The sequence below is a fragment of the Capnocytophaga sp. oral taxon 380 str. F0488 genome (assembly GCF_000318255.2).
GTDB classification, from domain to species: Bacteria; Bacteroidota; Bacteroidia; order Flavobacteriales; family Flavobacteriaceae; genus Capnocytophaga; species Capnocytophaga ochracea.
In genome coordinates, this window is the sequence record NZ_KB291206.1 from 24,621 (window position 1) to 46,789 (window position 22,169).

15 protein-coding genes are annotated in these 22,169 nt (G+C 38.7%); 10 read left to right on the forward strand and 5 right to left on the reverse strand.

Annotated features, from left to right (window positions below):
* The first annotated feature begins 280 nt into the window (after positions 1-280).
* From HMPREF9078_RS06720 to gltX, 3 genes are read left to right on the forward strand one after another with little or no spacing between them, the layout of a single operon-like run.
* Entirely contained in the window at positions 281-640 is a 360-nt protein-coding gene (locus HMPREF9078_RS06720) for a YraN family protein (protein WP_009419940.1), read from the forward strand.
* Positions 641-690: 50 nt separating this feature from the next.
* Positions 691-1,353 carry a hypothetical protein gene (locus HMPREF9078_RS06725; protein WP_009419941.1) on the forward strand — a complete coding sequence of 221 codons (663 nt, stop codon included), beginning with the start codon at positions 691-693 and terminating at the stop codon, positions 1,351-1,353.
* 6 nt (positions 1,354-1,359) lie between these two features.
* Positions 1,360-2,862, forward strand: a complete 1,503-nt coding sequence (gene gltX, locus HMPREF9078_RS06730; protein ID WP_009419942.1) for a glutamate--tRNA ligase — start codon at positions 1,360-1,362, stop codon at positions 2,860-2,862.
* A gap of 152 nt (positions 2,863-3,014) precedes the next feature.
* Here gltX and HMPREF9078_RS06735 read toward each other — a convergent pair whose 3' ends face one another.
* A complete protein-coding gene (locus HMPREF9078_RS06735) occupies positions 3,015-5,138 on the reverse strand; it encodes a Tex family protein (protein ID WP_009419943.1) in 2,124 nt (707 codons plus the stop codon).
* 421 nt (positions 5,139-5,559) lie between these two features.
* On the opposite strand from HMPREF9078_RS06735, the gene HMPREF9078_RS06740 reads away from it, so the two are divergent.
* From HMPREF9078_RS06740 to priA, 7 genes are all read left to right on the forward strand, one after another.
* Positions 5,560-8,070: a tetratricopeptide repeat protein gene (locus tag HMPREF9078_RS06740; protein WP_009419945.1), complete on the forward strand. Its 2,511-nt coding sequence runs from the start codon at positions 5,560-5,562 to the stop codon at positions 8,068-8,070.
* A gap of 84 nt (positions 8,071-8,154) precedes the next feature.
* Positions 8,155-8,751 carry a lipoprotein signal peptidase gene (locus tag HMPREF9078_RS06745; RefSeq protein WP_009419946.1) on the forward strand — a complete coding sequence of 199 codons (597 nt, stop codon included), beginning with the start codon at positions 8,155-8,157 and terminating at the stop codon, positions 8,749-8,751.
* On the forward strand, positions 8,752-10,923 hold the full coding sequence (locus HMPREF9078_RS06750; protein WP_009419947.1) for a MutS domain V protein: 2,172 nt from the start codon (positions 8,752-8,754) through the stop codon (positions 10,921-10,923).
* Between the two features lie 524 nt (positions 10,924-11,447).
* Positions 11,448-12,209, forward strand: coding sequence for a DUF6261 family protein (locus tag HMPREF9078_RS06755; RefSeq protein WP_009419949.1), 762 nt, complete (start codon positions 11,448-11,450; stop codon positions 12,207-12,209).
* A 3-nt stretch (positions 12,210-12,212) separates the two neighbouring features.
* Positions 12,213-12,878 carry a uracil-DNA glycosylase gene (gene ung, locus HMPREF9078_RS06760; RefSeq protein WP_009419950.1) on the forward strand — a complete coding sequence of 222 codons (666 nt, stop codon included), beginning with the start codon at positions 12,213-12,215 and terminating at the stop codon, positions 12,876-12,878.
* Positions 12,879-13,096: 218 nt separating this feature from the next.
* The gene (locus HMPREF9078_RS06765; RefSeq protein WP_009419952.1) at positions 13,097-14,008 is read left to right on the forward strand and encodes a YihY/virulence factor BrkB family protein; all 912 of its coding nucleotides are present in this window, start codon (positions 13,097-13,099) and stop codon (positions 14,006-14,008) included.
* Complete coding sequence (priA, locus tag HMPREF9078_RS06770; RefSeq protein ID WP_009419953.1) at positions 14,008-16,461, forward strand: primosomal protein N'; 2,454 nt, start codon at positions 14,008-14,010, stop codon at positions 16,459-16,461. The genes HMPREF9078_RS06765 and priA overlap by 1 nt, the downstream gene beginning before the upstream one ends.
* Before the next feature lie 101 nt (positions 16,462-16,562).
* Here the strand turns inward: priA and HMPREF9078_RS06775 are convergent, their stop codons facing one another.
* From HMPREF9078_RS06775 to HMPREF9078_RS06790, 4 genes are read right to left on the reverse strand one after another with little or no spacing between them, the layout of a single operon-like run.
* On the reverse strand, positions 16,563-16,910 hold the full coding sequence (locus HMPREF9078_RS06775) for a DUF2853 family protein (protein ID WP_009419954.1): 348 nt from the start codon (positions 16,908-16,910) through the stop codon (positions 16,563-16,565).
* Positions 16,897-18,624, reverse strand: coding sequence for a 2-succinyl-5-enolpyruvyl-6-hydroxy-3-cyclohexene-1-carboxylic-acid synthase (gene menD, locus HMPREF9078_RS06780; RefSeq protein WP_009419955.1), 1,728 nt, complete (start codon positions 18,622-18,624; stop codon positions 16,897-16,899). Before menD ends, HMPREF9078_RS06775 begins: the two co-directional genes overlap by 14 nt.
* Positions 18,625-20,730 (reverse strand): polyphosphate kinase 1, encoded by a 2,106-nt coding sequence (ppk1, locus tag HMPREF9078_RS06785; protein ID WP_009419956.1) that lies wholly within the window; start codon positions 20,728-20,730, stop codon positions 18,625-18,627.
* A gap of 1 nt (position 20,731) precedes the next feature.
* The gene (locus tag HMPREF9078_RS06790; protein ID WP_009419957.1) at positions 20,732-22,006 is read right to left on the reverse strand and encodes an ABC transporter permease; all 1,275 of its coding nucleotides are present in this window, start codon (positions 22,004-22,006) and stop codon (positions 20,732-20,734) included.
* Positions 22,007-22,169 lie beyond the last annotated feature (163 nt).

Sequence of the window (22,169 nt, forward strand, 5' to 3'; positions counted from 1 at the left end):
TCGTCTTTTGTTCGTCTTTTGTTTATCTGCCCGTACGGCTCGCACCGTCTTTTGTTTATTTGCCCGTCGTGCTACGACTGCCTGTGCGGCTCACACTATCTGCCTGTCGTGCTACGACCTCGCATTGTTTTACCTTTTACCTTTTACCTAATAATTAGTATTGTGATATCAAATAGCTTAGTCCCTCTCAACTTATAGAAATGAAAAAAAACTAATATTTTTTTGTTACATATATTAAATTTTGTACTTTTGGCGTTAAATTATAAAACCAACGCTTATTATGGCAATGCACAACGATTTAGGAAATGAAGGAGAACAAGATGCCGTAAACTTCCTAATAGAAAAAGGTCATACTATTTTAGAACGCAATTTTAGGTTTGGGCACGCCGAGATTGATATCATTTCGCAAAAAGAAAATATTTTGCATATCACAGAAGTAAAAACACGTAACTCAAGTGCTTATGGTGAACCCGAGAGCTTTGTAAATCAGCAAAAGATAGAACTATTAGTGAAAGCTACCGATTTTTATATAAAGAAAAAAGACTTAGATGTAGAAATACAATTCGATATTATATCCATCGTAAAAAACAATGCAGAATTTAGCTTAAACTACATAGAAGACGCTTTTTATCCTTTTTAATGATTTATGCCCCCAATTACTTTTTAATAAATTTATAATATCCAATACAAATGAAAACAATAGCATCAGCCGTCGAGCACTATATCAAATCAAAACCTTTCTTACAAACCGCTCTTTCAGAAGGGATTATTAACCTTACTTCTTTGGCTCGTATCATACGTAAGGATATACAAGCTGAAACTACTCAGCGTGAAGTGCGCAATGGGGCTATTGTTATGGCTCTCAAACGCCTTTCAGTAGATATGGAGTTTCGCTCTACTCATCGTATTGTAAAAGTATTGAAGAATATAGGCGATATTATTGTTCGTTCAAATTTAACCGACTATACTTTCTTAACCTCTGAAACCTTTATGAATGCTCAGGCTCAGCTACTCAATAAAATCAAAAATAATAGAGATATCTTCTACGCTACTACTCGTGGGGTAAATGAAGCAAATATTATTGTCAGTAACTCAATGGAGTCTATTGTTGAGAATATCTTTAAGAAGGAACGCATTTTGCACAAATTCACCGATTTAGGAGCTATTAGTGTAAAACTTCCCGAAGAGAACGTCTCAGTATCGGGCATTTATTATTTTATATTTCAACGTTTGGCTTGGGAGGGAGTGAATATGAACGAGGTGATTTCTACCGCCAACGAATTTACTATCGTAATCCCCGAAAACCAAATCGATATAGCTTTCAAAGTAATTAAAGATTTAAAATTATTATAAAAATAAATGGTTAGAGTTAGATTTGCTCCCAGTCCTACGGGAGCATTGCATATCGGAGGCGTACGTACCGCCCTATTTAATTATTTGTTCGCCAAAAAGCACGGCGGTGATTTTTTACTTCGTATAGAAGATACCGACCAAAATCGCTATGTTGAAGGCGCAGAACAGTACATCATAAATTCCCTCAATTGGTTAGGTCTTACTTACGACGAGGGAGTAGGCAAAGAAGGCAAACACGCCCCTTATCGCCAAAGTGAACGTAAACCGTTATACAAACAATATGCCGATACCCTTATCAATAACGGTTGGGCATACTACGCTTTTGATACTGCTGAGGCATTAGATACAGCTCGCAAGGAAGCAGAAGCCAAAGGAGAGACCTTTATATACAATTGGGCTACACGTGATGCATTGCAAAACTCACTTTCACTTAGCAAAGAAGAAGTACAACAACGCTTAGAGCGTGGCGATGAGTATGTGATTCGCTTTAAAATGCCACATAACGAACAGCTAAAAATGAACGATATGATTCGTGGTGAAGTAACTATCGATACAAGTACCTTAGACGATAAAGTGCTCTTTAAAAGCGACGGAATGCCTACTTACCACTTGGCAAATATCGTAGACGATCACTTAATGGAAATCACTCACGTGATACGCGGTGAAGAGTGGTTGCCTTCTATGGCATTGCACCTTTTGCTCTATCGCGCTTTTGGTTGGCAAGCCCCTGCTTTTGCACACTTACCTCTTATCCTCAAACCGGTGGGTAATGGTAAACTCAGCAAGCGTGACGGTATTAAATTAGGCTTCCCTGTTTTCCCAATGGATTGGACAGAGAATGGCGAAACTCTCAAAGGTTTTAGTGGAGAAGGGTATTTTCCCGAAGCACTTATCAATTTTTTAGCACTCTTAGGTTGGAATCCTGGTACCGATGAAGAAATCTTCACTGTCGAGCAACTCGTGGAACTCTTCGATTTGGAAAAAGTACATAAGGCAGGGGCTCGCTTTGACCCTGAGAAGATAAAGTGGTTCAACCACCAATACCTACAAATGAAGCCTAATGCAGAATTAGCTACTCTTTTCCAAAAAGACCTTACCCAAAGAGGCGTTACAGTTCCGATGGCTACGATAGAGAAAGTAGTTGGTCTCATCAAAGAGCGTGCTACCTTTGTGAGTGATTTTTGGGAACTTAGCAAATTCTTTTTTGAAGCTCCCGCTCAGTACGACGAAAAGGCACTCAAAAAACAATGGAAAGAGCAAACTCCTGAAATCGTAAAAGAAGTAAGTGAGGTACTTAAAAACACATCTAACTTCACCTCAGTAGCTTTAGAAGAAGCGGTGAAACAATATATGGAAACTAAAAGCTTAGGCTTCGGACAAGTGATGCCTCCGTTGCGTTTAGCCTTAGTAGGTGAACTCAAAGGACCTCACGTATTCGATATTATAGAAGTGATTGGCAAAGAAGAAACACTACGCCGTTTAAACGCACTTCTTTCAGCAGAAAAGTAACATATATAGAGCAGAATAGCAACTTGAAATAAGCCTGTATGAAAAGTTTTTCATACAGGCTTATTTTATTCTGATAATACGAACCGTGTTTGATGAGGTACTTTATAGCGTTTGTATCTACTGCAAATTGTGAGTGTTCCCATTGTTAATTATTACCACACCATACTTAGTGAAATACGTTTGCGCACTTCGTCTTTCTCTATAACTTTTACTTGCACTTGTTGGTGGAGTTTAACTACTTCATTTACATCAGAGACATAACCTTCTTTTAGTTGAGAGATGTGTACCAATCCGCTTTCTTTAACACCTATATCCACAAAACAACCAAAGGCAGTAATATTGTTTACTATACCAGGTAATATCATTCCTATACGTACATCATCAAAGGTTTTTACATTAGGGTCGAAGGCAAAGGCTTTAGCAGTAGTACGAGGGTCGAGCCCTGGTTTTTCTAATTCCTTTAATACGTCCTTCAAATAAAGTTCACCCACCTTATCTGTTTTGTACTTTTGAATATCAATAGTGGCAATAGCTTGCTTGTTACCTATAAGTTGTGCAACTGAGATACCTGTATCTTTCGCCATTTGTTTGATGATAGAATAGGCTTCGGGGTGTACTGCTGAATTGTCGAGCGGGTTCTCACTGTTGTGTACACGTAAGAAAGCTACTGCCTGCTGGTATACTTTATCACCCAAACGAGGTACCTTTTTTAAGTCTTCTCGCTTACCAAAAGCACCATTAGCCGAGCGGTAAGCTACTATGTTTTCAGCCATCTTCTCCCCTATTCCTGATACATAACTGAGTAGTGATTTGCTTGCTGTGTTGAGGTTTACCCCTACTTTGTTCACGCAACGCACTACGGTTGCATCGAGCTCCTCTTTCAATAACGACTGGTTTACATCGTGTTGGTATTGACCTACTCCTATGCTCTTAGGGTCTATCTTCACTAATTCAGCTAATGGGTCGGCAAGACGCCTGCCTATGGATACTGCCCCACGTACAGTTACATCGTAATCGGGGAACTCATCGCGAGCTATTTTAGAAGCTGAATAGACTGATGCTCCTGCTTCACTCACCACAAATACTTCTACCTTTTTAGGGAAAGCAATACTTCTTACAAACGACTCTGTTTCACGAGAAGCAGTACCATTGCCTATACTAATGGCTTGGATATTGTATTGAGAAACCATTGTGCTGAGCTTTTTGGTAGCCATAGTCATATCATTCTGGGGAGCGTGAGGATAGATAACATCGTGCTGCAAAAGGTCGCCTTTTTCATCTAAGCATACTACCTTACAACCTGTACGATATCCTGGATCAATAGCCAAAATGCGCTTTTCACCCAAAGGAGACGCTAATAACAACTGTGAGAGGTTCTCGGCAAACACACTGATAGCTTTCGCATCGGCTTTATCTTTTGCCTCTTGTAGTGTTTCGTTGGAAATAGAAGGCTCTAATAAGCGTTTGTAGCTATCTTTTACCGTTTTCTTCAAGAAATCGGCTACTTCTCCCCTACTCTTTATGATGTTTTCTTCCATAAAAGGTAAGGTTTCTTCACTATCTACTTGTACTTTTAGTTTTACAAATCCTTCTTTTTCAGCACGCAACATTGCTAATACACGGTGAGAGGGCGCTTTGTTAAGGGCTTCTTCCCAATCGAAATACTGAGCGTATTTCTGAGCTTCTTCCTCTTCGTTTTTACCTTTGGCTACTTCGCTACTGATGATTGCTTTGCGCTGGAATATTCGGCGAAGAGTGCGACGTATAAACGTATTCTCGTTAATCCATTCAGCTATAATATCCGAAGCCCCTTGTAAAGCTTCTTCTTCAGTAGGTACTTTATCGGAAAGATAACGCCCTGCTAATAGTTCCAAGTCGGTCACACGCTGACTCATTATCTGTTTTGCAAGAGGTTCTAAGCCGTTTTCTTTGGCTACATCGGCTTTGGTTTTACGACGTTTTTTGTAAGGTAAGTATAGGTCTTCTAATTCATTGAGCTCAAAAGAGTTCTCAATACGTTTGCGCAATTCGTCTGTAAGCTTTCCTTGTTCTTCAATAGAAGAGAGAATCGTTTCTTTGCGCTTACAGATATTGTCGTAATCAGCTTGGGATTTGGCAATATGCTCAATGGCTACTTCATCTAAATTCTGAGTGCTATCTTTTCGATAGCGTGCAATGAAGGGAATAGTGCAACCTTCGGTTAATAGTGAAAGTGTGTTTTCAATAGCTTTTTCAGGTAGTTGTGTTTGGGCTTTTATATATTGAATATTTGTCATACTAATGTGTTATCGATTTAACAGTGTTTTTAAATTGAAGGTGCAAAGATATTGAAGAATTAGCAGATTAGCAAATGTCTTTTAATACCACAATGCCAATAATGCCAATAATGCCAATAATACTAAATCAATGACAGTGCGAGGTCGTAGCACGACAGGCAGGTGCGAGGTCGTAGCACGATAGGCAAATAAACAATAAACGAACAAAAGGCGGTGCGAGCCGCACGGGCAGATAAACAAAAGACGAAGAAAGGACGAACAAAAGACAAACAATGAACGAAGGATAACAAGAGTAAAAATATATCTAAACTGTATATAAAGCGGTGCTTTGGTAGAGAAAACTTATTTTTTTGAAATAATATTTCGCTCTTTTAAAAAAAAGTAGTACTTTCGCACTCTGTAACAGCACTTATGAAAAAGTATGAAAAGAGTTTTACTATACAGTAATTTTTTAGTTGTTTTTTTGCTATATTTAGCTTGTACACCTAATGCTAATACCTATTATAACCGTCAGATGCAACCTATTGTTACCAAGTATAATGTACTGTTCAATGGGGAGGAAGCATATGCCAAAGGTCTTAATGAACTACGCGAAAAATATCAAGATAATTTTAGTGAAATTCTACCCGTAGAGCCTATCGGTATGACAGGAAAAGTGCAATTAGATGGTACAGGTAATGCTGATTTTCAACGTGCTGAAGAAAAAGCTATTAAAACCATTCAGAAACACTCTATGGTTTTTAAAGGAGTACAACGCAACTATAAAATTGACGACGCTTATATGTTACTCGGTCAAGCTCGTTATTACGATGAGCGTTTCTTTCCTGCCTTAGAGGCTTTCAATCACCTGCTTACGAATTACGGAACGAGCGAGCGTATTCCTGAGGCAGCGGTTTGGGCACAAAAAGCTAATCTCCGTTTAGGTAAAGATAAAATTGCTATAGAAAAACTCACTGAATTTTTAAAAGAGAATCCTAAATTACGCAAAAATGATAGAGCTGAAGCCTATGCTACCTTAGGACAGGCTTATATTAACCAAGAACAATATCCTGAGGCTGCCGATGCGCTTTACAATGCTGGTAAATACACTCGTAATAAGGCTTTACGTGGTAGATATTACTTTATTGCAGCTCAGCTTTATGAAAAACAGCATCAAAAAGACTCTGCCGAAGTAGCTTTTGAAAAGGTTGTGAAGCAAAATTGGAAGATTCCGCGCAAGTTATGGGTAGAAGCCCAAGCAGGAAAGGCTCGCAACAAAACATTCACCCCTAAAGAAAAGGCTGATTTTTTAGCTTACCTTACCAAGCTTGAACGCCGTTATGAGCACAAAAACTATCTCGATGTGCTTTACTACACTCACGGCGAACTTTTAAAAGACGATGATAAGCGTTTGGCTACCGATTTTTATCGCAGTTCTCTTTCCAACAATAAGAATAACAATCCGTTAAAAGCAAAAGCTCATACACGTCTCTCTGAATTATTTTTTGACCAAAAAGACTACACGGGAGCTTATCAGCATTTGGATAGCACTCTTACTTATATCCCTGAACATACCTTTGAACATCTTTTTATTCGCAGAAAAAGAGACAACTTATCCAAGATTGCTGAATTAGAATACGTCGTTAAGAAAAATGATAGCGTTTTAAAAGTTATGCGCTTGCCGGAGGCAGAACGTCGTGCGTATTACCAAAAACATATCGATTCTGTACAGAAAGCAATTGCTCTTCGCACACAAAAGCAACACAATAAAAAGGTTGCCAATACAGGTATGGGGGTAACTATGTCCGATGCTACTACTGAAAAGGGAGGCAAGTTCTATTTCTACAATCCGATGAGTGTAGCTTATGGGAAACAACAGTTTCAACAATATTGGGGAGACCGCAAATTGGAGGATAACTGGCGTTGGTCGAGTATGGGGAATGTCACTGTGGCAAACCTCACTGTCTCAGCTACTACACAACAAATAGCTGAAAAAGAAGTAGAAACTCCCGATACTTATCTTTCTCAACTTCCTAAGACCGAAGCCGAAATCGCTCAACTTAACATCGATAGAAATAAAGCCTTGTACCAGTTGGGCGTGCTCTATCGCTCTAAATTCAGTGAAAATGAATTGGCTATACAACGTTTAGAACGTGTTCTTGCCAACAATCCTTCTCCCGAATTAGAAGTAGTTACACTTTATGAGCTCCAAAAGAATTATACTGATACTCATAACCCCAAAGCTGAAACCATCAAAGGGCGACTACTTGCTAACTATCCTAATACCGATTATGCAAAACTATTGCAAGGAAGCGAAACCTCACAACAAGAGCGCAATAAACAGGCACAAGTTTTTGTTGATACCCTTATGGCTCGATACAATCGCGGTGAAATTATCGAGACGGCTCACCAGTTACAAACAGAAGGAGCGCAGTATCGTGAAACTTCGTTAGCACCTGCTATCGCACTGTTGCAAGCCAAAACAACGGCACGTTTAGAGGGACTTGCTCCTTACCAAACGCAGTTACAACAGATAGCGACTAACTATCCTGCCACTGCTGAAAGTGAAGAGGCTAAAAATCTATTAGATGAGCTTAAAGATATAGAAACCGAAGATTTTGTTACTGACGATAAGGCTACGAAATGGAAAGTAGTCATTACAGGTACGGTTTCCGAGACACGTACAACTATAAAAGAACAACTTACCCAGAAATTAAAGGCAATTTCTGAAGTACTCACCCTTTCAGAAGACCTCTATAATGCCGATGAAACTTGGTTGGTAGTTCATAATATTCGCGATGCTTATTCAGCTCAGAGCATTGTTACTGATTTGAAAGAGTTCTTGGAGAAAAACAAACTATCTGCTTTTGTTATAGCCACTGAAAACTACCGATTGGTACAAATTCGCAAAGACAAAGAGAAATTCTTGGAGAAAGAAAAGAATGAAAACTAAGTCAGCTTATAGTATTTGTTGCTTTATAGCTTGTCATTCAGCTTTATTTTAGTATCTTTGCGCCTCATTTAGCAAAAAAACAATATGAAATTAAAACACGCATTCCTTATTATTCTGTTGGTACTTATCATCGACCAATGGAGCAAAATATACATCAAAACACACTTTATCCTCAACGAAGCCGTAACCGTTTTCAGTTGGTTTCAAATCTACTTTGTAGAAAACGAAGGCGCAGCTTGGGGTACTAAAATTCCCGGCGAATACGGCAAACTCATTCTTACCCTCTTTCGCATTGTAGCGGTAATAGGTATCGGCTATTGGCTGGTATCGGCAGTGAGAAAGGAACAACCTAAGATACTTATCATTTGCATTTCTTTGATATTGGCAGGAGCACTGGGCAATATCATCGATTCGGTGTTTTACGGCATAATTTTCGACCATAGTTATGGTAACATTGCTACCCTATTTGCCGAAAATCCTTACGGAACCCTCTTGCACGGCAAAGTGGTGGATATGTTCTACTTCCCTATTATCGATACTACACTTCCCAGCTGGGTACCCTTTTGGGGAGGCGAACGCTTTCGTTTCTTCGAGCCCGTGTTCAATGTGGCTGACTCTGCAATATGTATAGCAGTGGGGCTGATGATTTTATATCACAAAAAGATATTTCCTAAAAACTAAATGAATACAAAAACACTTGAAGACTTAGAGTTCCCCATTGTACTCTCTCATTTGTCTGACCTTTGCCTTACTGAACTCGGCAAGAAATACGCCTTACGTATCAAGCCTTTCGACGATCAGGAGAGCCTGTTATTGGCACTGAATCAAACCAATGAATACCTATCGTCTTTTGATAATAACAACACAATCCCTTCACACTATTGCGAATCTATCACTTCTGAAATTAAACTCCTATCTATTGAAAACGCTTTGTTAGAAGTGTCGAGCATTAGGAAGATTTATCGTATCAGCGAGGTTGTAAACACTCAAATTCTCTTCTTTAAGAAGTTCAAAACGCTATACCCTACCCTTTTCGAAACCGCTGATAGTATCGAGTATACTACCGAACTGCTGAACGCTATCGATAAAGTGCTGGACAAGTACGGCGAGATAAAAAACGAAGCCTCTCCTACGCTTGGCAATATACGCCGTGAGCTGAGTGCCTTGAAAGGAAAACTCAACGAGAGTTTCAACCGTGCTCTCGCCGAGTATAACACTGCCGACTATCTCGATGATATCCGCGAGACCGTAGTAGAAAACCGCCGCGTATTGGCAGTGAAAGCAATGTACCGCCGAAAAGTACAAGGCACCGTATGGGGGAGCTCAAAAACGGGTAGCATAGTGTATATAGAACCGCGACAAACCGAAATCTACTCTCGCGAACTCTCCAATCTGCTTTATGACGAAAAAGAGGAAATCCAGCGTATATTAAGAGAACTTACCGCCTTCATCAGTCAGTTTGCCGACCTGCTGAAAGACTATCAGCGATACATAACAGCCGTTGATATTATTTGCGCCAAAGCTAAGTACGCTCAACAAATGAACGCACTTTTGCCAGAAATCACTCAGGAGCGCGAACTATTCCTCCGTGAAGCATATCACCCTTTGCTGTATCTAAACAATGCTAAAAAAGGTGTTACTACCTTCCCTCAAACCATAGAACTGAATGATGAAAATCGTATTATCGTCATCTCGGGACCTAATGCGGGCGGAAAGAGTATTACGCTTAAAACCATTGGCTTATTGCAATTAATGTTACAAAGTGGAATGCTCGTTCCGGTGCATCATCGTTCTAAAATGTGTTTGTTTGAACGCATTCTTACCGATATCGGCGATAACCAATCTATTGAAAACCACCTTAGCACATACAGCTACCGACTCAAAAATATGAATTACTTCCTCAAAAAGTGTAATCACCGCACCTTGTTTTTGATAGATGAGTTCGGGACAGGTAGCGACCCCGAATTAGGAGGTGCTTTGGCTGAAATATTCTTAGAAGAGTTCTACCACCGAAAGGCTTTTGGGGTGATTACCACCCATTACACCAATTTAAAAATGTTGGCAGATGAATTGCCCCACGCCAGCAATGCCAATATGCTTTTCAACGATAAAACCTTAGAGCCCATCTATAAGCTGATAATAGGCGAAGCGGGAAGTTCTTTCACTTTTGAAGTGGCGCAGAAAAACGGCATTCCGTTTAGCCTTATCAATCGGGCTAAGAAAAAAATAGAGAAAGGAAAAGTGCGTTTTGATGCCACTATCGCCAAATTGCAGAAAGAACGCTCCAAAATGGAAAAAACTGCCGAAACCCTGAAAGATGAAGAAACCAAAGCCCGCGAAGAAGCCAAACGTTTGGAGGAACTCAATGATAAAATAAAAAGCAAGCTCATAAATTATCAAGAGCTCTATGACCAAAGCCAACGTATGATTACCTTAGGTAGTAAGGTAGACCAGATAGCCGAACGTTATTTCTACGATGGTAAGCGTCGCCCTTTGGTATCTGAATTTCTCAAACTCATTGAAATGGAAAATGCCAAGCGCAAACAAATGAGCAAAGAGGAACGCACCAAGCAAAAAGAGGAGAAAAAAACTACTACCGAAGAAGTTCATAAGCAAATGGAGGCTATCCGCCAGCAACGCAAAGAAGAGAAGAAAGAGCGCATTGCCCAAGAACGCGCCGAAAAGGAAAAGCTACAACGCGCCCTTTCAGTAGGCGACCGTGTGCGCATTAAAGACAGCCGAAGCGTGGGAAGTATCGATAAGATTGAAAAAGGCAAAGCCATAGTAAATTATGGGGCGTTTACTACCTCTGTTTCTTTGGACGAATTGGAGCTCGTACAGAAAATCCGATAAAGTTCAACTTACCGAAAAGGCACCTTATTAATATCTCAAAAAAGTGATTGTTTTTTGAACAATCACTTTTTAAGTTCTTTATCTTTTTAAAGTGGATAGAAAGTCACTTTTTGTGTTGCCGAACTTTATAAAATCAATAGCGAGCCACTTTTTGAGTAGTTTAACTTTGTAAAGTTACAAAAAAGTGTATTTTTTTATGTTTTTCTATTCTTCGGAGGTTAAAACAGGGAAGATTTTACAAATTGAATACATTAGTTTAACATAAAAATTAGCTATTTCAGTAGTTTTTGCAGTATTAACTTTGCCAAAGTTTGAAACTTTGGCAAAGTTGAATCAATTATAATACAAACACCATATACTAATATTGATTTTTCATATATCAATAAAAAACTTTGAAAATAATTTTGCATATAAAAAAAGGAATTCGTAATTTTGTCGCATAAAAACGAGGATTATCGTTATTAGGATAATCCCTAAATTTACAATACTAATTATTTAACAACCTCAAAAAATATATTCTACTTATGAAAAAGGAGAAGTTAATCAATTTAGACCTTGCTCGCTTGCATAATGCCGAGTTTAAACAATTTTTAGTGCGATTTTTTGAAGATTTCGGCAAGACTGATTTAAAATTGGAAACAGATGCTGATTTTAAAGTGCTCTTCGAAAAGTTAAAAGGCAAAATTCCTTCTTATGAAAAGGGATTGGAAAGAATCCGTTCTAGTGAAGAGACCAAAAAACTCGCCGAGCTTGACCACGCAAGAGATACCGATATGCGTGCCTTGCGTTTGAGTATTCGCCCTTATAAATATGCAAAAACGGACGATAAGAAAAAGGCTTTTGAAACGTTAAAAAGGCTTATAGACCCTTATAAAGATGTTTCAAAAGAAACGTATGAGGAAGAAACCAGCAACCTTACAACCCTCATTACTCAGCTCAAAGCTGAACCTTATGTAAATGCAGTGAAAAGCTTGCAAATTAAGGAATTTGTAAGTGAGTTGGAAAAATCTAATAAGGCGTTTGATGAACTTTTTTCGCACAGGTCGTTCCAAACCTTGCAAAAAGAAGCCTATCATATACGTCCGCTACGCAAAGAGCTCTCAGATGATTACCGCAATATGGTAAATTACATTGTAACCCTATCAGGAGTGAAACAAGATGAGTTCTACAAAAAGACGTTGGAGGTCATCAATAACAGCAGGAAGTATTACGCCGATGTGATAGCACGTAGAAAGCCGAATGCCCCTTCTGCTAAAAACAAAGAAAATACAAATGTTATCCCATAAACTATGGAAGTGAACATACATCCCAGCTGGAAGTCGGTATTACAAGAAGAATTTAATAAGCCGTATTTCAGTCAGCTCTCCGATTTTGTAAAGAAAGAATATGCCGAAAATATTTGTTATCCCAAAGGAAAGCAAATATTTTCGGCTTTCGACCATTGTCCGCTGGACAGGGTGAAAGTAGTTATCATCGGGCAAGACCCCTATCACGGCGAAGGGCAGGCAAACGGCTTGTGTTTTTCAGTACACGATGGCATTGCCCACCCACCTTCACTTATCAATATTTTTAGGGAAATAGGGCAAGATTTAGGTACCTCCTACCCTATCAGTGGCAATTTGGAGCGCTGGGCATCGCAAGGAGTTTTGCTGCTGAACGCCACTCTCACCGTAAGAGCCAACGAAGCTGGTAGCCACCAAAATAAAGGGTGGGAAACTTTTACTGACGCTGTTATTAAAGCAGTTTCAGCACATTGTAACAATATAGTGTTTATGTTGTGGGGTGGTTATGCCAAAAAGAAAACAAGCCTTATCGACCCGGCAAAACATTGTATTCTTACCTCAGGGCACCCCTCTCCTTTGAGTGCAAACAAAGGCTATTGGTTTGGCAACAAACATTTCAGCAAAGCTAATGCCTATCTTACATCCGTAGGGAAGGAAGCCATAAACTGGTAATTAAGATAGGAAAAGTTATGAGCGTTTATTATCTATCATTCAGCATTGAGCAATATTTAGGTTTTCTCTTTTTTATAGTCATTTTCCTAATTGGTTTTTGGCTATTCTGCCTTTTATGTATGGTTATTCCTTATTGGTTTATCGGGGCGATAAAAGAGCGACTAAAAGAAAGAAAATCAACTAAAAGCAATATGCTTCCCCAAAAAAACTAACTACTGATGACATTAAAAGAGAGAATACATAACCTTCCCATTATCAAGCAATTCGTAAACTTTTTGAAAAGTATTCCTTTAGCTAAGAATGCTTTTTCATTGTATGATTTGCTCGAACTGTATACCGCAGGGATTATTAGAGGTGCACTTACCTATCGGGCGAGCGCTATCTCATATAGTTTTTTCTTGGCAATTTTTCCTTTTTTGCTATTCATTTTAAACTTAATCCCTTATATTCCTATCGAAAATTTCCAGGGAGACTTTTGGGCTTTTATTGAAGATATGCTTCCCCCAGGTACGCACGATTTCTTTTCGGATATTTTTTTCGATATCGCCGATAAAAAACGTGGCGGCTTGTTGTCTTCGGTATTTTTTCTTTCTATTTTTTTAATGACCAATGGTATTATGGCAATTTTTGGAGGGTTTGAGTATTCGTACCATCGGCAAATCACACGCACCTATATCAAGCAATATCTCTACGCCCTAATGGTAGCAATTATTTTGGCACTTCTTGTTCTATTTGCTGTGGTTGTATTCATTTATTACGAAGTGTATTTAGTGCATTACCTCGATAAAATCAATTTTATTACCGATTACGAAACGCTACTTAAAATATCGAAAATAGTTTTCGTCGCACTGATTACCTACTTCGGTACAGGACTACTGTTTTACTTCGGCACAGTTGAAGGCAGGGAAAGTAAGTTCTTTTCAGCAGGTTCGCTCTTTACAGTGTTATTGTTCGGCGTGACAACCTATTTGTTCGGTATTTATATTGAGAATTTTTCTCGCTACAACCAGCTGTATGGGTCTATCGGGGCATTACTTATCTTCCTGCTTTATATATGGTTAAATGCCAACATATTGTTATTGGGGTTTGAACTAAATGCTTCGCTTCTGAAACTTAAAAAACACGACTGATGTATTTCGTAGATGTAATCTTGCCGCTTCCGCTTTCTAAACTTTTTACCTATCGTATTAATGAAGACGAAGCACATTTCTTACAAATGGGAATGCGCGTGGCTGTTCCATTCGGTAAATCGAAAGTATACACGGCTATAGTACATCATATACATACTGTTGAGCCTTCTTATGACACTAAAGACATTGAATATATCTTAGATGAAGCGCCTATCGTTACTCCCAAGCAAATAGAACATTGGCAATGGATAGCCGATTTCTATATGTGCACTTTAGGGGAAGTACTAAAATCAGCCTTGCCATCGGCTTTTTTATTAGAAAGTGAAACAATAATTGAAATTGCAGAAAAAGAATTAAATTCAGTACTCTTTACCGATGACGAATGGCAGGTATACGAAGCCTTACATTACAAAACAGCCCTCAAAGGCAGTGAGGTGAGCAAGATAATCCCCAAAAACAAGGCTCTGAAAGTGATGAAGAGCTTGGTAGAGAAAAGAGCTGCTCGCATTTCCGAAAGAATATTTGAGAAATATGTACCAAAACTCATCAAATACATTCGTTTATCTTCTGAATATCAAACCGAAGAAGGCTTGCAAAGAGCCTTAGAACTTTTGAAGCGGTCGGAAAAGCAAAAGAAGCTGATAATGGCTTATTTTAATTATATCAACAGAGAAGTACTGCCTTTAAAAGCAGAAAAATTATTAGAAGAAGCCAGCGTATCGACAACAGTACTAAAATCAGTAATAGAAAAAGGTATTTTTGAAGAATATTACTTACAGAAAGACCGCGTTAGCTTTGCTGATAGTGATATTTTGACAAAAAAGATACTCAATGAGGTACAAGAAGAAGCTCTTCATCAAATTCAGAAACAGTTTCAGACTAAAAACACAGTTCTTTTACAAGGGGTTACCGCCTCTGGGAAGACTGAAATTTACATTGAACTTATCGACCAATATTTAAAGGCAGGAAAACAAGTACTCTATCTTCTTCCTGAAATCGGCTTGACGGTTCATCTTATCAACCGATTCAAGAATCACTTTGGCAAGAGCCTCTCAGTATATCATTCTAAATATAGTACGAACGAACGGGTAGAAGTTTGGAATAATGTACTAAATAATAATCCCAAAGCGCAATTGGTTGTAGGTGTTCGCTCATCAGTTTATTTGCCTTTCAGGCAATTAGGACTTGTAATTATTGATGAGGAGCACGATAATTCTTACCGACAGTTTGAACCAGCCCCTCGAATGCAAGCACGGGATACTGCTATTATGTTAGCAAACATTTTCAAAGCTAAAACTTTGCTGGGTTCGGCAACGCCCTCGTTGGAGAGTATGCACAACGTGAAGACTGAAAAGTACGGATTTGTATACTTATCAAAACGTTACGCAGATTTCCTTCCTCCTATTATCGAACTTATTGATATTAAGGATAAACACCATCGCAAACGTATGAACGGGCATTTTTCCGACATTCTGATAAATGAAATTACGAATACTTTATCGCAAGGGAGACAGGTGCTTCTCTTTCAAAACAGAAGGGGTTATGCTCCTATCGTGCAGTGTATGCAATGTGGCACGGTGCCCCAATGTCCGCATTGCGATGTAAGTCTCACTTTTCATCAAAGTAGTAATCAGTTGCGATGCCATTATTGCGGTTATGCAATTCCTATGCCCAAAGCCTGTATAGCTTGCGGAAGTATTGATTTAAGAACAAAAGGCTTCGGAACAGAGCAAATTAGTAAAGAATTAGAAGTGCTTTTCCCGAACATAGCTATAGACAGAATGGATCAGGATACTACCAATGGTAAATATGGATATGAAAAAATATTATCCAAGTTCGAGCAACAAGAAACGCAAATATTAGTAGGTACTCAAATGATCACGAAGGGATTAGATTTTGAAAATATAGGTCTAGTAGGCGTAATGAATGCCGATGCTCTCATTCATTCTCCTGACTACCGAGCCTACGAAAGGAGTTTTCAACTATTATTGCAAGTATCAGGGCGTGCGGGAAGAAGTGCCCAACAAGGAAAAGTATTAATACAAACCTATAACCCACAGCATCCCGTAATTCAGCAAGTATTACAAAACGATTTCAGAGGAATGTATCAGAGTCAGATAGAGGAACGCCAATCCTTTTTATACCCCCCTTTTGTACAAATGATAAAAATAACTCTCAAACACAGTAATTTTAACCAAGTAAATGAAAGTGCTGAGTGGTTTGCTAATACACTTCGTGAAGTTTTTGCTTCTCAAAGAGGAATAGACATCTTAGGTCCTGAATTCCCTCCTATTTCGCGTATTAGAAATGAATATCTGAAAGATATTTTGGTGAAAGTACACCCCTCCGAAGTCTCTTTACGCCACATTAAAGAGCATATCAGGCGTATTGAAACTAGTTTTCAAGCTATCAGCAACTTTCGTGCTATTCGGGTAAGTTATTTCGTGGAATAATTACTATTTATTTGAGATATGAATGTTCTTTCTAAAAATATTTACATAAAAAATAAGAGGCTATCTGAATTGGATAGCCTCTTGTTCTTTTAAAAAATCTCTTATTTGTTGTAAACGCTTTCTTTTTTGAAGTGTTTAGCCAACAAATAATAAACAACTGCACGGTGCTTATTTCTGTTTGATTTACCGTATTTTTCTAACACAGCTTCAATAGCTTTGTCTAACTCAGGACCGTCTTTCAAACCTAATTTTTTGATTAGGAAGTTTTGTTTTACACGGTCTAACTCTGCTTGGTCAGAGCCTGATACTTTAGAAGCATCGGCGTTGTAGATAGAAGGACCTAAGCCCACAGTTACTTTTGTTAAGAACGCTACATCTGGGTTCTTTTCACCACATTTTTCTTTCAAATCTTGGGTGTACACAGCAATTAATTCATCACGTTTGCTCATAATTTTTTATATTTAAAATTATTAATGCGGTAAAGGTAGTCATTTTTTTCAATACCTCAAAATATTTTAACAAAACTTTATCATTTATTTTTCTTGGTGTATGGATTTCTAACAGCTTAGGTTTCTCTGACACTTCGAAGAAATTGCTTAAATCTTTCTGTAAATCAGATAGATTAGTTGCTAACTGATAGCTAATACCATACATTTTACAAAAATGTTCTGCTGTAAGCCTATGAGGTGTCTCAAAGAAGTATTCAAAGTTAGGGTCAGCTTTATCACCGGGTAGTATTCTGAAAATGCCTCCACCTTGATTATTGACGAGAATCACTCTAAAGTCTTGTGGAATATATTTGTTCCAAAGAGCATTGCTGTCGTAAAAGAAACTCAAATCACCTGTAATGAACACTGTGGGCGATGCGCTTCCTACAGCTGCCCCAATAGCAGTGCTCATACTACCATCGATACCGCTAGTACCCCGGTTGCAAAACACTTTCCAAGAAGGGTGTGCTTTTATCAGCTGGGCATACCTAATTGCAGAACTATTGCTTATCTGTATAATATAATCATTAGGAATATTACTGAATACCTCACTGTACACTTTAAAATCGGAGAAAGGCGTTTGGCTGATATACTCTAAATGTATTTGCTGTATCTCGTTTTTCACCTCTAACCACTGCTGTTGATATACAGAAGAAACATTAACCAAATTAGGGGTTACCTCCCTCAAAAAAGTATTGATATCCGCTTTAAAATGAGCTGTTAAACAGAAATACGAATCATAACCTTTGTGCAAATCTACATTATAGTGATAAGTAGGTTTATAACTACGTAAGAACTGTTTTATCTTTTTGGAAACTACCAAGCCTCCAAAAGTAAGTAATAAATCAGGTCGTAAGGCTTCTTTTAGAGCTGGGTCTCTTTCGGTATAAGTGAGCAATTTATCGATATAAGGAATAAAATCGGAGTGGTGCAAGTTAGATGTAGTTTCTGTCAGTACCAATACCGAAGGGTCTTTGGCAAGCCATTCTACATATTGTGCTTCTACACTATTAGGAGCCAACACTCCTACTAATACCATTTTTTTAGCTGAATCGTTCCAATGTTTTACGAAATCAGTGGATTTTCTCTCATTAATAATAGGTTTCTGTGGTTTTGCAGCTATATTCTTAAAAGAATAGTGCTCTTCCGTAGTGAGGTATAAGGGTTCTTCAAAAGGTACATTGATGTGCACCGGCAATTGCTCCTCTATAGCTGTATTCAGTGCCCTGTTTAGCTCGTAAAAATTGCTTTTATCACTATGTGCTTCATCGGATAGATTGGCATTATAGGCACTGTGGTTTGCCAGTACATTCACCTGACGTATGGTTTGCCCGTCGCCTATATCTATTTTGCTGGACGGACGGTCGGCTGAGATGACCACCAATGATATATTGCTGTAAAAAGCCTCTGAAAAAGCGGGATAATAATTCAGCAAGGCAGAGCCCGATGTACACACCACTGCCACAGGTTGCTGCAATTGCTGAGCAATGCCCAAGGCAAAAAAAGCAGCACAACGCTCATCTACGATGCTGTAACAGTTAAAATAAGGGTCGTTGGCAAAGCCAATAGTCAGAGGGGCATTACGCGACCCTGGTGAAATAACAATGTGCTTTACTTCTTTGGCTTTGCAAGCTTCTATTACGTATTGTGCTAATTTTATTTGAGGTCTTTTCATCTATTTGGTGCGCTTATTTTTATGCTGATAATACTCGTATAAGGCTACCTGTGAGCGCAAAGAAGGGGTAGTATGAAGGCGATAGGTATTGTCCTGTGCCTCGTTAATTATACGTGCCTTCACATTGTCTGCCCAACTTATTTCGAAGGTGTCTATCAACTCTTGCTGTATTGCTTTGTCGTAAATAGGGCAACCTACTTCTACTCTGAATGAAATATTGCGCGTCATCCAGTCGGCTGAAGAGATGTAGAATTTAGGGTTGCCTCCGTTGGCAAAGATAAACAAACGTGGATGTTCCAAGAACTTATCAACTATACTTATTACCTCTATATTCTCACTCATTCCTTCGATTCCTGGCACTAAACAGCAAATACCACGTACAATCATTTGTATTTTTACTCCTGCACGGCTGGCTTCGTATAGCTTATCTATCATCTTGTAGCTGGTGATGTTATTCATCTTCAGTTTGATATACGCCTCTTTGCCTGCCTTAGCATTCTTGATTTCTTCGTCTATCAGGTGTTTGAGTTGCTTTTTGGTATAGTGTGGAGACACTATTAGATGCTTGAATTTTTGCACATTGTAGTTGGTATCAAAGAAGTTGAACACTTTGTTCACTTCTTTGAGTATCTCCTGATTGGCAGTAAAAAGCGTATAATCAGTATAGATTTTAGCAGTAGTTTCATTGAAGTTACCAGTGCTGATAAATCCATAACGTTTTAGTTCTTTTCCTTCTTTACGTTCAATCACACATATTTTACTGTGTACTTTCAGTCCGCGTACGCCGAAGATGACTTTTACACCTTCTGCTTTTAGCTGTTCAGCATATCGTATATTCGATTCTTCATCAAAACGAGCTTGCAATTCTATCTGTACGGTTACTTGTTTGCCATTTTTCACTGCATTAATAAGTGAATTTACTACTTGTGAGTTCTTTGACAAACGATAAATGGTTATTTTTACCGATTTTACCTTAGGGTCAAGGGCAGCTTCCCTCAAAAACCATATAATGTTAGAAAAAGTATGGTAAGGAGTGTATTGCAAATAGTCTTTTTCGGCAATTTTCTTTAGTAAACTCTCTTCTGAGGTGAGTCCTTGTACAGGTAGTGGCTGTATAGAGGCATATGTCAAATCCTTGCGCCCTAAGCTGGGGAAGTTCATAAAGTCGCGACGGTTATGGTAGCGCCCTCCTGGGATTACGCTGTCGGTTTTCATAATACCCATTTTCTCTAATAAAAATTGCAAGGTGTCCTTGTCTATCATCTTGTCGTACACAAAGCGCACCGGCTCGCCTTTGCGTCTGTCTTCTATACTGGTCGAGAGTTTCTCGATAAAGCTCTTGCTCAAATCATCGTCTATATCCAACTCGGCATCACGGGTGATTTTAATCATATTTGCCGTAAGCGATTCGTAATTGAAAATATTAAATATCTTGTGCAAGCAAAAGCGTATCACATCATCAAGCATAATAATATAATGCTTATCTCCTATTTGAGGCAACTCTATAAAACGGTCGAGGGTAGCAGGCAACTCAATAAGGGCGTACTGTATTTTTTCTTTATAAACACGTGATGAAAAGAACTTTTGTACTCCTGAGGCTTTTTCGTCTTCTTCTTTTAGGGTCATTTTCACTGCCAAATACGCCACATCGTCTTTCAGTTGTGGGAATTTCTCTAAATCGTTAAGGATAATAGTAAAGAGGGCGGGGCGTACTTTGTCGTAGAAATAGGTATTTACAAAGGCTTCGTGCTCGGGTAATAACGTCTTTTCATCTACTATAAATATCTGCTCTTTCTCCAATTCCTTGGTAATAGTGGCAATAATTTTCAAACTCTCTTCTTGTAGTTGTATTACCTCTTTGGTAATTTCTTCCAAGAGCTCTTTGGCGTGTACCCCCAGTTCTTTATCTGAGGTTTCGTTCATCGCCACTCGTTTTACAGTAGCGTAACGCACTTTAAAGAACTCATCTAAGTTGTTCGAGAAGATACCCGCAAAACGCAAACGTTCCAATAGAGGCACTCGCTCATCGGCTGCCTCTTGAAGTACGCGTGCATTGAATTTTAGCCAACTCAATTCGCGGTTGATATATTGATTTTTTATCTTCATTTTACTTCATTTTGAGCCATTTCCACACCTCTCTATAGCTAGCTTTTTTGCCGTACATCAAAATACCAATGCGGTATATCTTAGATGCTAATTTAATGACTGCAAAGAAAGTAAGATACAAAATAACAAGAGAAATCAGTACTTCCCACCACGCTACCCCAAACGGTATGCGCATCAACATTACTACGGGCGAAGTGAGAGGTATGTATGAAAACACTACCGAAATCGTACCGTGAGGCTCTTCAATTACCGAGAACATACCTACATAAAAGGCTAATATTAGCGGTAATAATATAGGCATTAGGAACTGTTGTGTGTCAGTTTCGTTGTCTACCATTGCGCCAATCATCGCATAAAGCGAACTGTATAGCAAATAACCTCCTATAAAGAACAATAGGAACACTACAAAGGTTTCCGCAAAAGGAAAATGGTACAAGGCAGCCACTATATTATTGATTTCCGATACGTTACCCGCTCCTTGTACCACTTGTGCAGAGGTATTTACTTCAAAAAACGAAGGTGCTAATGCCAACAGTACACCTCCTATAACTATCCATATCGCAAACTGAGTAAGACCTGCTAATGAAGTACCCAATATCTTGCCTAACATTAGTTCAAAAGGCTTAACTGATGAGATAATGATTTCCACAATGCGATTGGTTTTCTCCTCTATCACACTGCGCATTATCATATTACCATAGATGATGATAAACATAAAAATAAGATACCCCGCTATGCCTCCAATGGTTATTTTCATTACGTTATCTAACTCCGAGGTCTTCTCTCCCGTAAAATTCTCCATTTGTATGCTTATATGCGTTTTAGCGGCATCTATCTCTTTTTTGTCAATCCCTTTTTTAGTAAGGTTATGCTGAAAGAGTGTCCGCTCCATAGCATTAGTAAGCTCACTGGTAAGCGATAACGAAGGCGACTCTTCACTATAAAAAGCAATATTTTGGTCGCCTTTATTAGGGATATACAACAATCCGTATTTGCTTTTTGCCAACACTTCGGCTTTGGCATCTTTGAGTGAAACATTGCTGAGATATTCGTACTGAATTGTCTCGGTATTCTCAAAAGTGTTGGCATAGAGTCCACTCTCGTCTACAATCACAATATCCTTAGCCTTGCTCTTATTGTTTACGTTGGTCAAAAAACCAATCACAAGCGCAAAGATAACAAGTATCAACGGACTTACAAACGTCATTATTACAAACGACCTATTACGTATTTTATTTAAGTACTCTCTTCGAGTAATAATTCCTAAGTATTTCATCTTAATTTGTCAATTTATGCTATCTAAAAGTCACTTTTGCGTCGCTACAGCTCTTCCTTTTGAAGGTTTGATTACGGACTGTCTCCCTTTGGAGGAGGAACGGAGGAAGTTAAAAATCTATATTCAATAAAGAACATTCCCTCTCTCTTTATTCACTTACTCC

What these genes read in the sequence shown, in the direction of transcription:
- HMPREF9078_RS06720 (WP_009419940.1), top strand. Translation starts at nt 281, where the DNA reads ATGGCAATGCACAACGATTTAGGAAATGAAGGAGAACAAGATGCCGTA.
- HMPREF9078_RS06725 (WP_009419941.1), top strand. Translation starts at nt 691, where the DNA reads ATGAAAACAATAGCATCAGCCGTCGAGCACTATATCAAATCAAAACCT.
- gltX (WP_009419942.1), top strand. Translation starts at nt 1,360, where the DNA reads ATGGTTAGAGTTAGATTTGCTCCCAGTCCTACGGGAGCATTGCATATC.
- HMPREF9078_RS06735 (WP_009419943.1), bottom strand. Translation starts at nt 5,138, where the DNA reads ATGACAAATATTCAATATATAAAAGCCCAAACACAACTACCTGAAAAA.
- HMPREF9078_RS06740 (WP_009419945.1), top strand. Translation starts at nt 5,560, where the DNA reads ATGAAAAGAGTTTTACTATACAGTAATTTTTTAGTTGTTTTTTTGCTA.
- HMPREF9078_RS06745 (WP_009419946.1), top strand. Translation starts at nt 8,155, where the DNA reads ATGAAATTAAAACACGCATTCCTTATTATTCTGTTGGTACTTATCATC.
- HMPREF9078_RS06750 (WP_009419947.1), top strand. Translation starts at nt 8,752, where the DNA reads ATGAATACAAAAACACTTGAAGACTTAGAGTTCCCCATTGTACTCTCT.
- HMPREF9078_RS06755 (WP_009419949.1), top strand. Translation starts at nt 11,448, where the DNA reads ATGAAAAAGGAGAAGTTAATCAATTTAGACCTTGCTCGCTTGCATAAT.
- ung (WP_009419950.1), top strand. Translation starts at nt 12,213, where the DNA reads ATGGAAGTGAACATACATCCCAGCTGGAAGTCGGTATTACAAGAAGAA.
- HMPREF9078_RS06765 (WP_009419952.1), top strand. Translation starts at nt 13,097, where the DNA reads ATGACATTAAAAGAGAGAATACATAACCTTCCCATTATCAAGCAATTC.
- priA (WP_009419953.1), top strand. Translation starts at nt 14,008, where the DNA reads ATGTATTTCGTAGATGTAATCTTGCCGCTTCCGCTTTCTAAACTTTTT.
- HMPREF9078_RS06775 (WP_009419954.1), bottom strand. Translation starts at nt 16,910, where the DNA reads ATGAGCAAACGTGATGAATTAATTGCTGTGTACACCCAAGATTTGAAA.
- menD (WP_009419955.1), bottom strand. Translation starts at nt 18,624, where the DNA reads ATGAAAAGACCTCAAATAAAATTAGCACAATACGTAATAGAAGCTTGC.
- ppk1 (WP_009419956.1), bottom strand. Translation starts at nt 20,730, where the DNA reads ATGAAGATAAAAAATCAATATATCAACCGCGAATTGAGTTGGCTAAAA.
- HMPREF9078_RS06790 (WP_009419957.1), bottom strand. Translation starts at nt 22,006, where the DNA reads ATGAAATACTTAGGAATTATTACTCGAAGAGAGTACTTAAATAAAATA.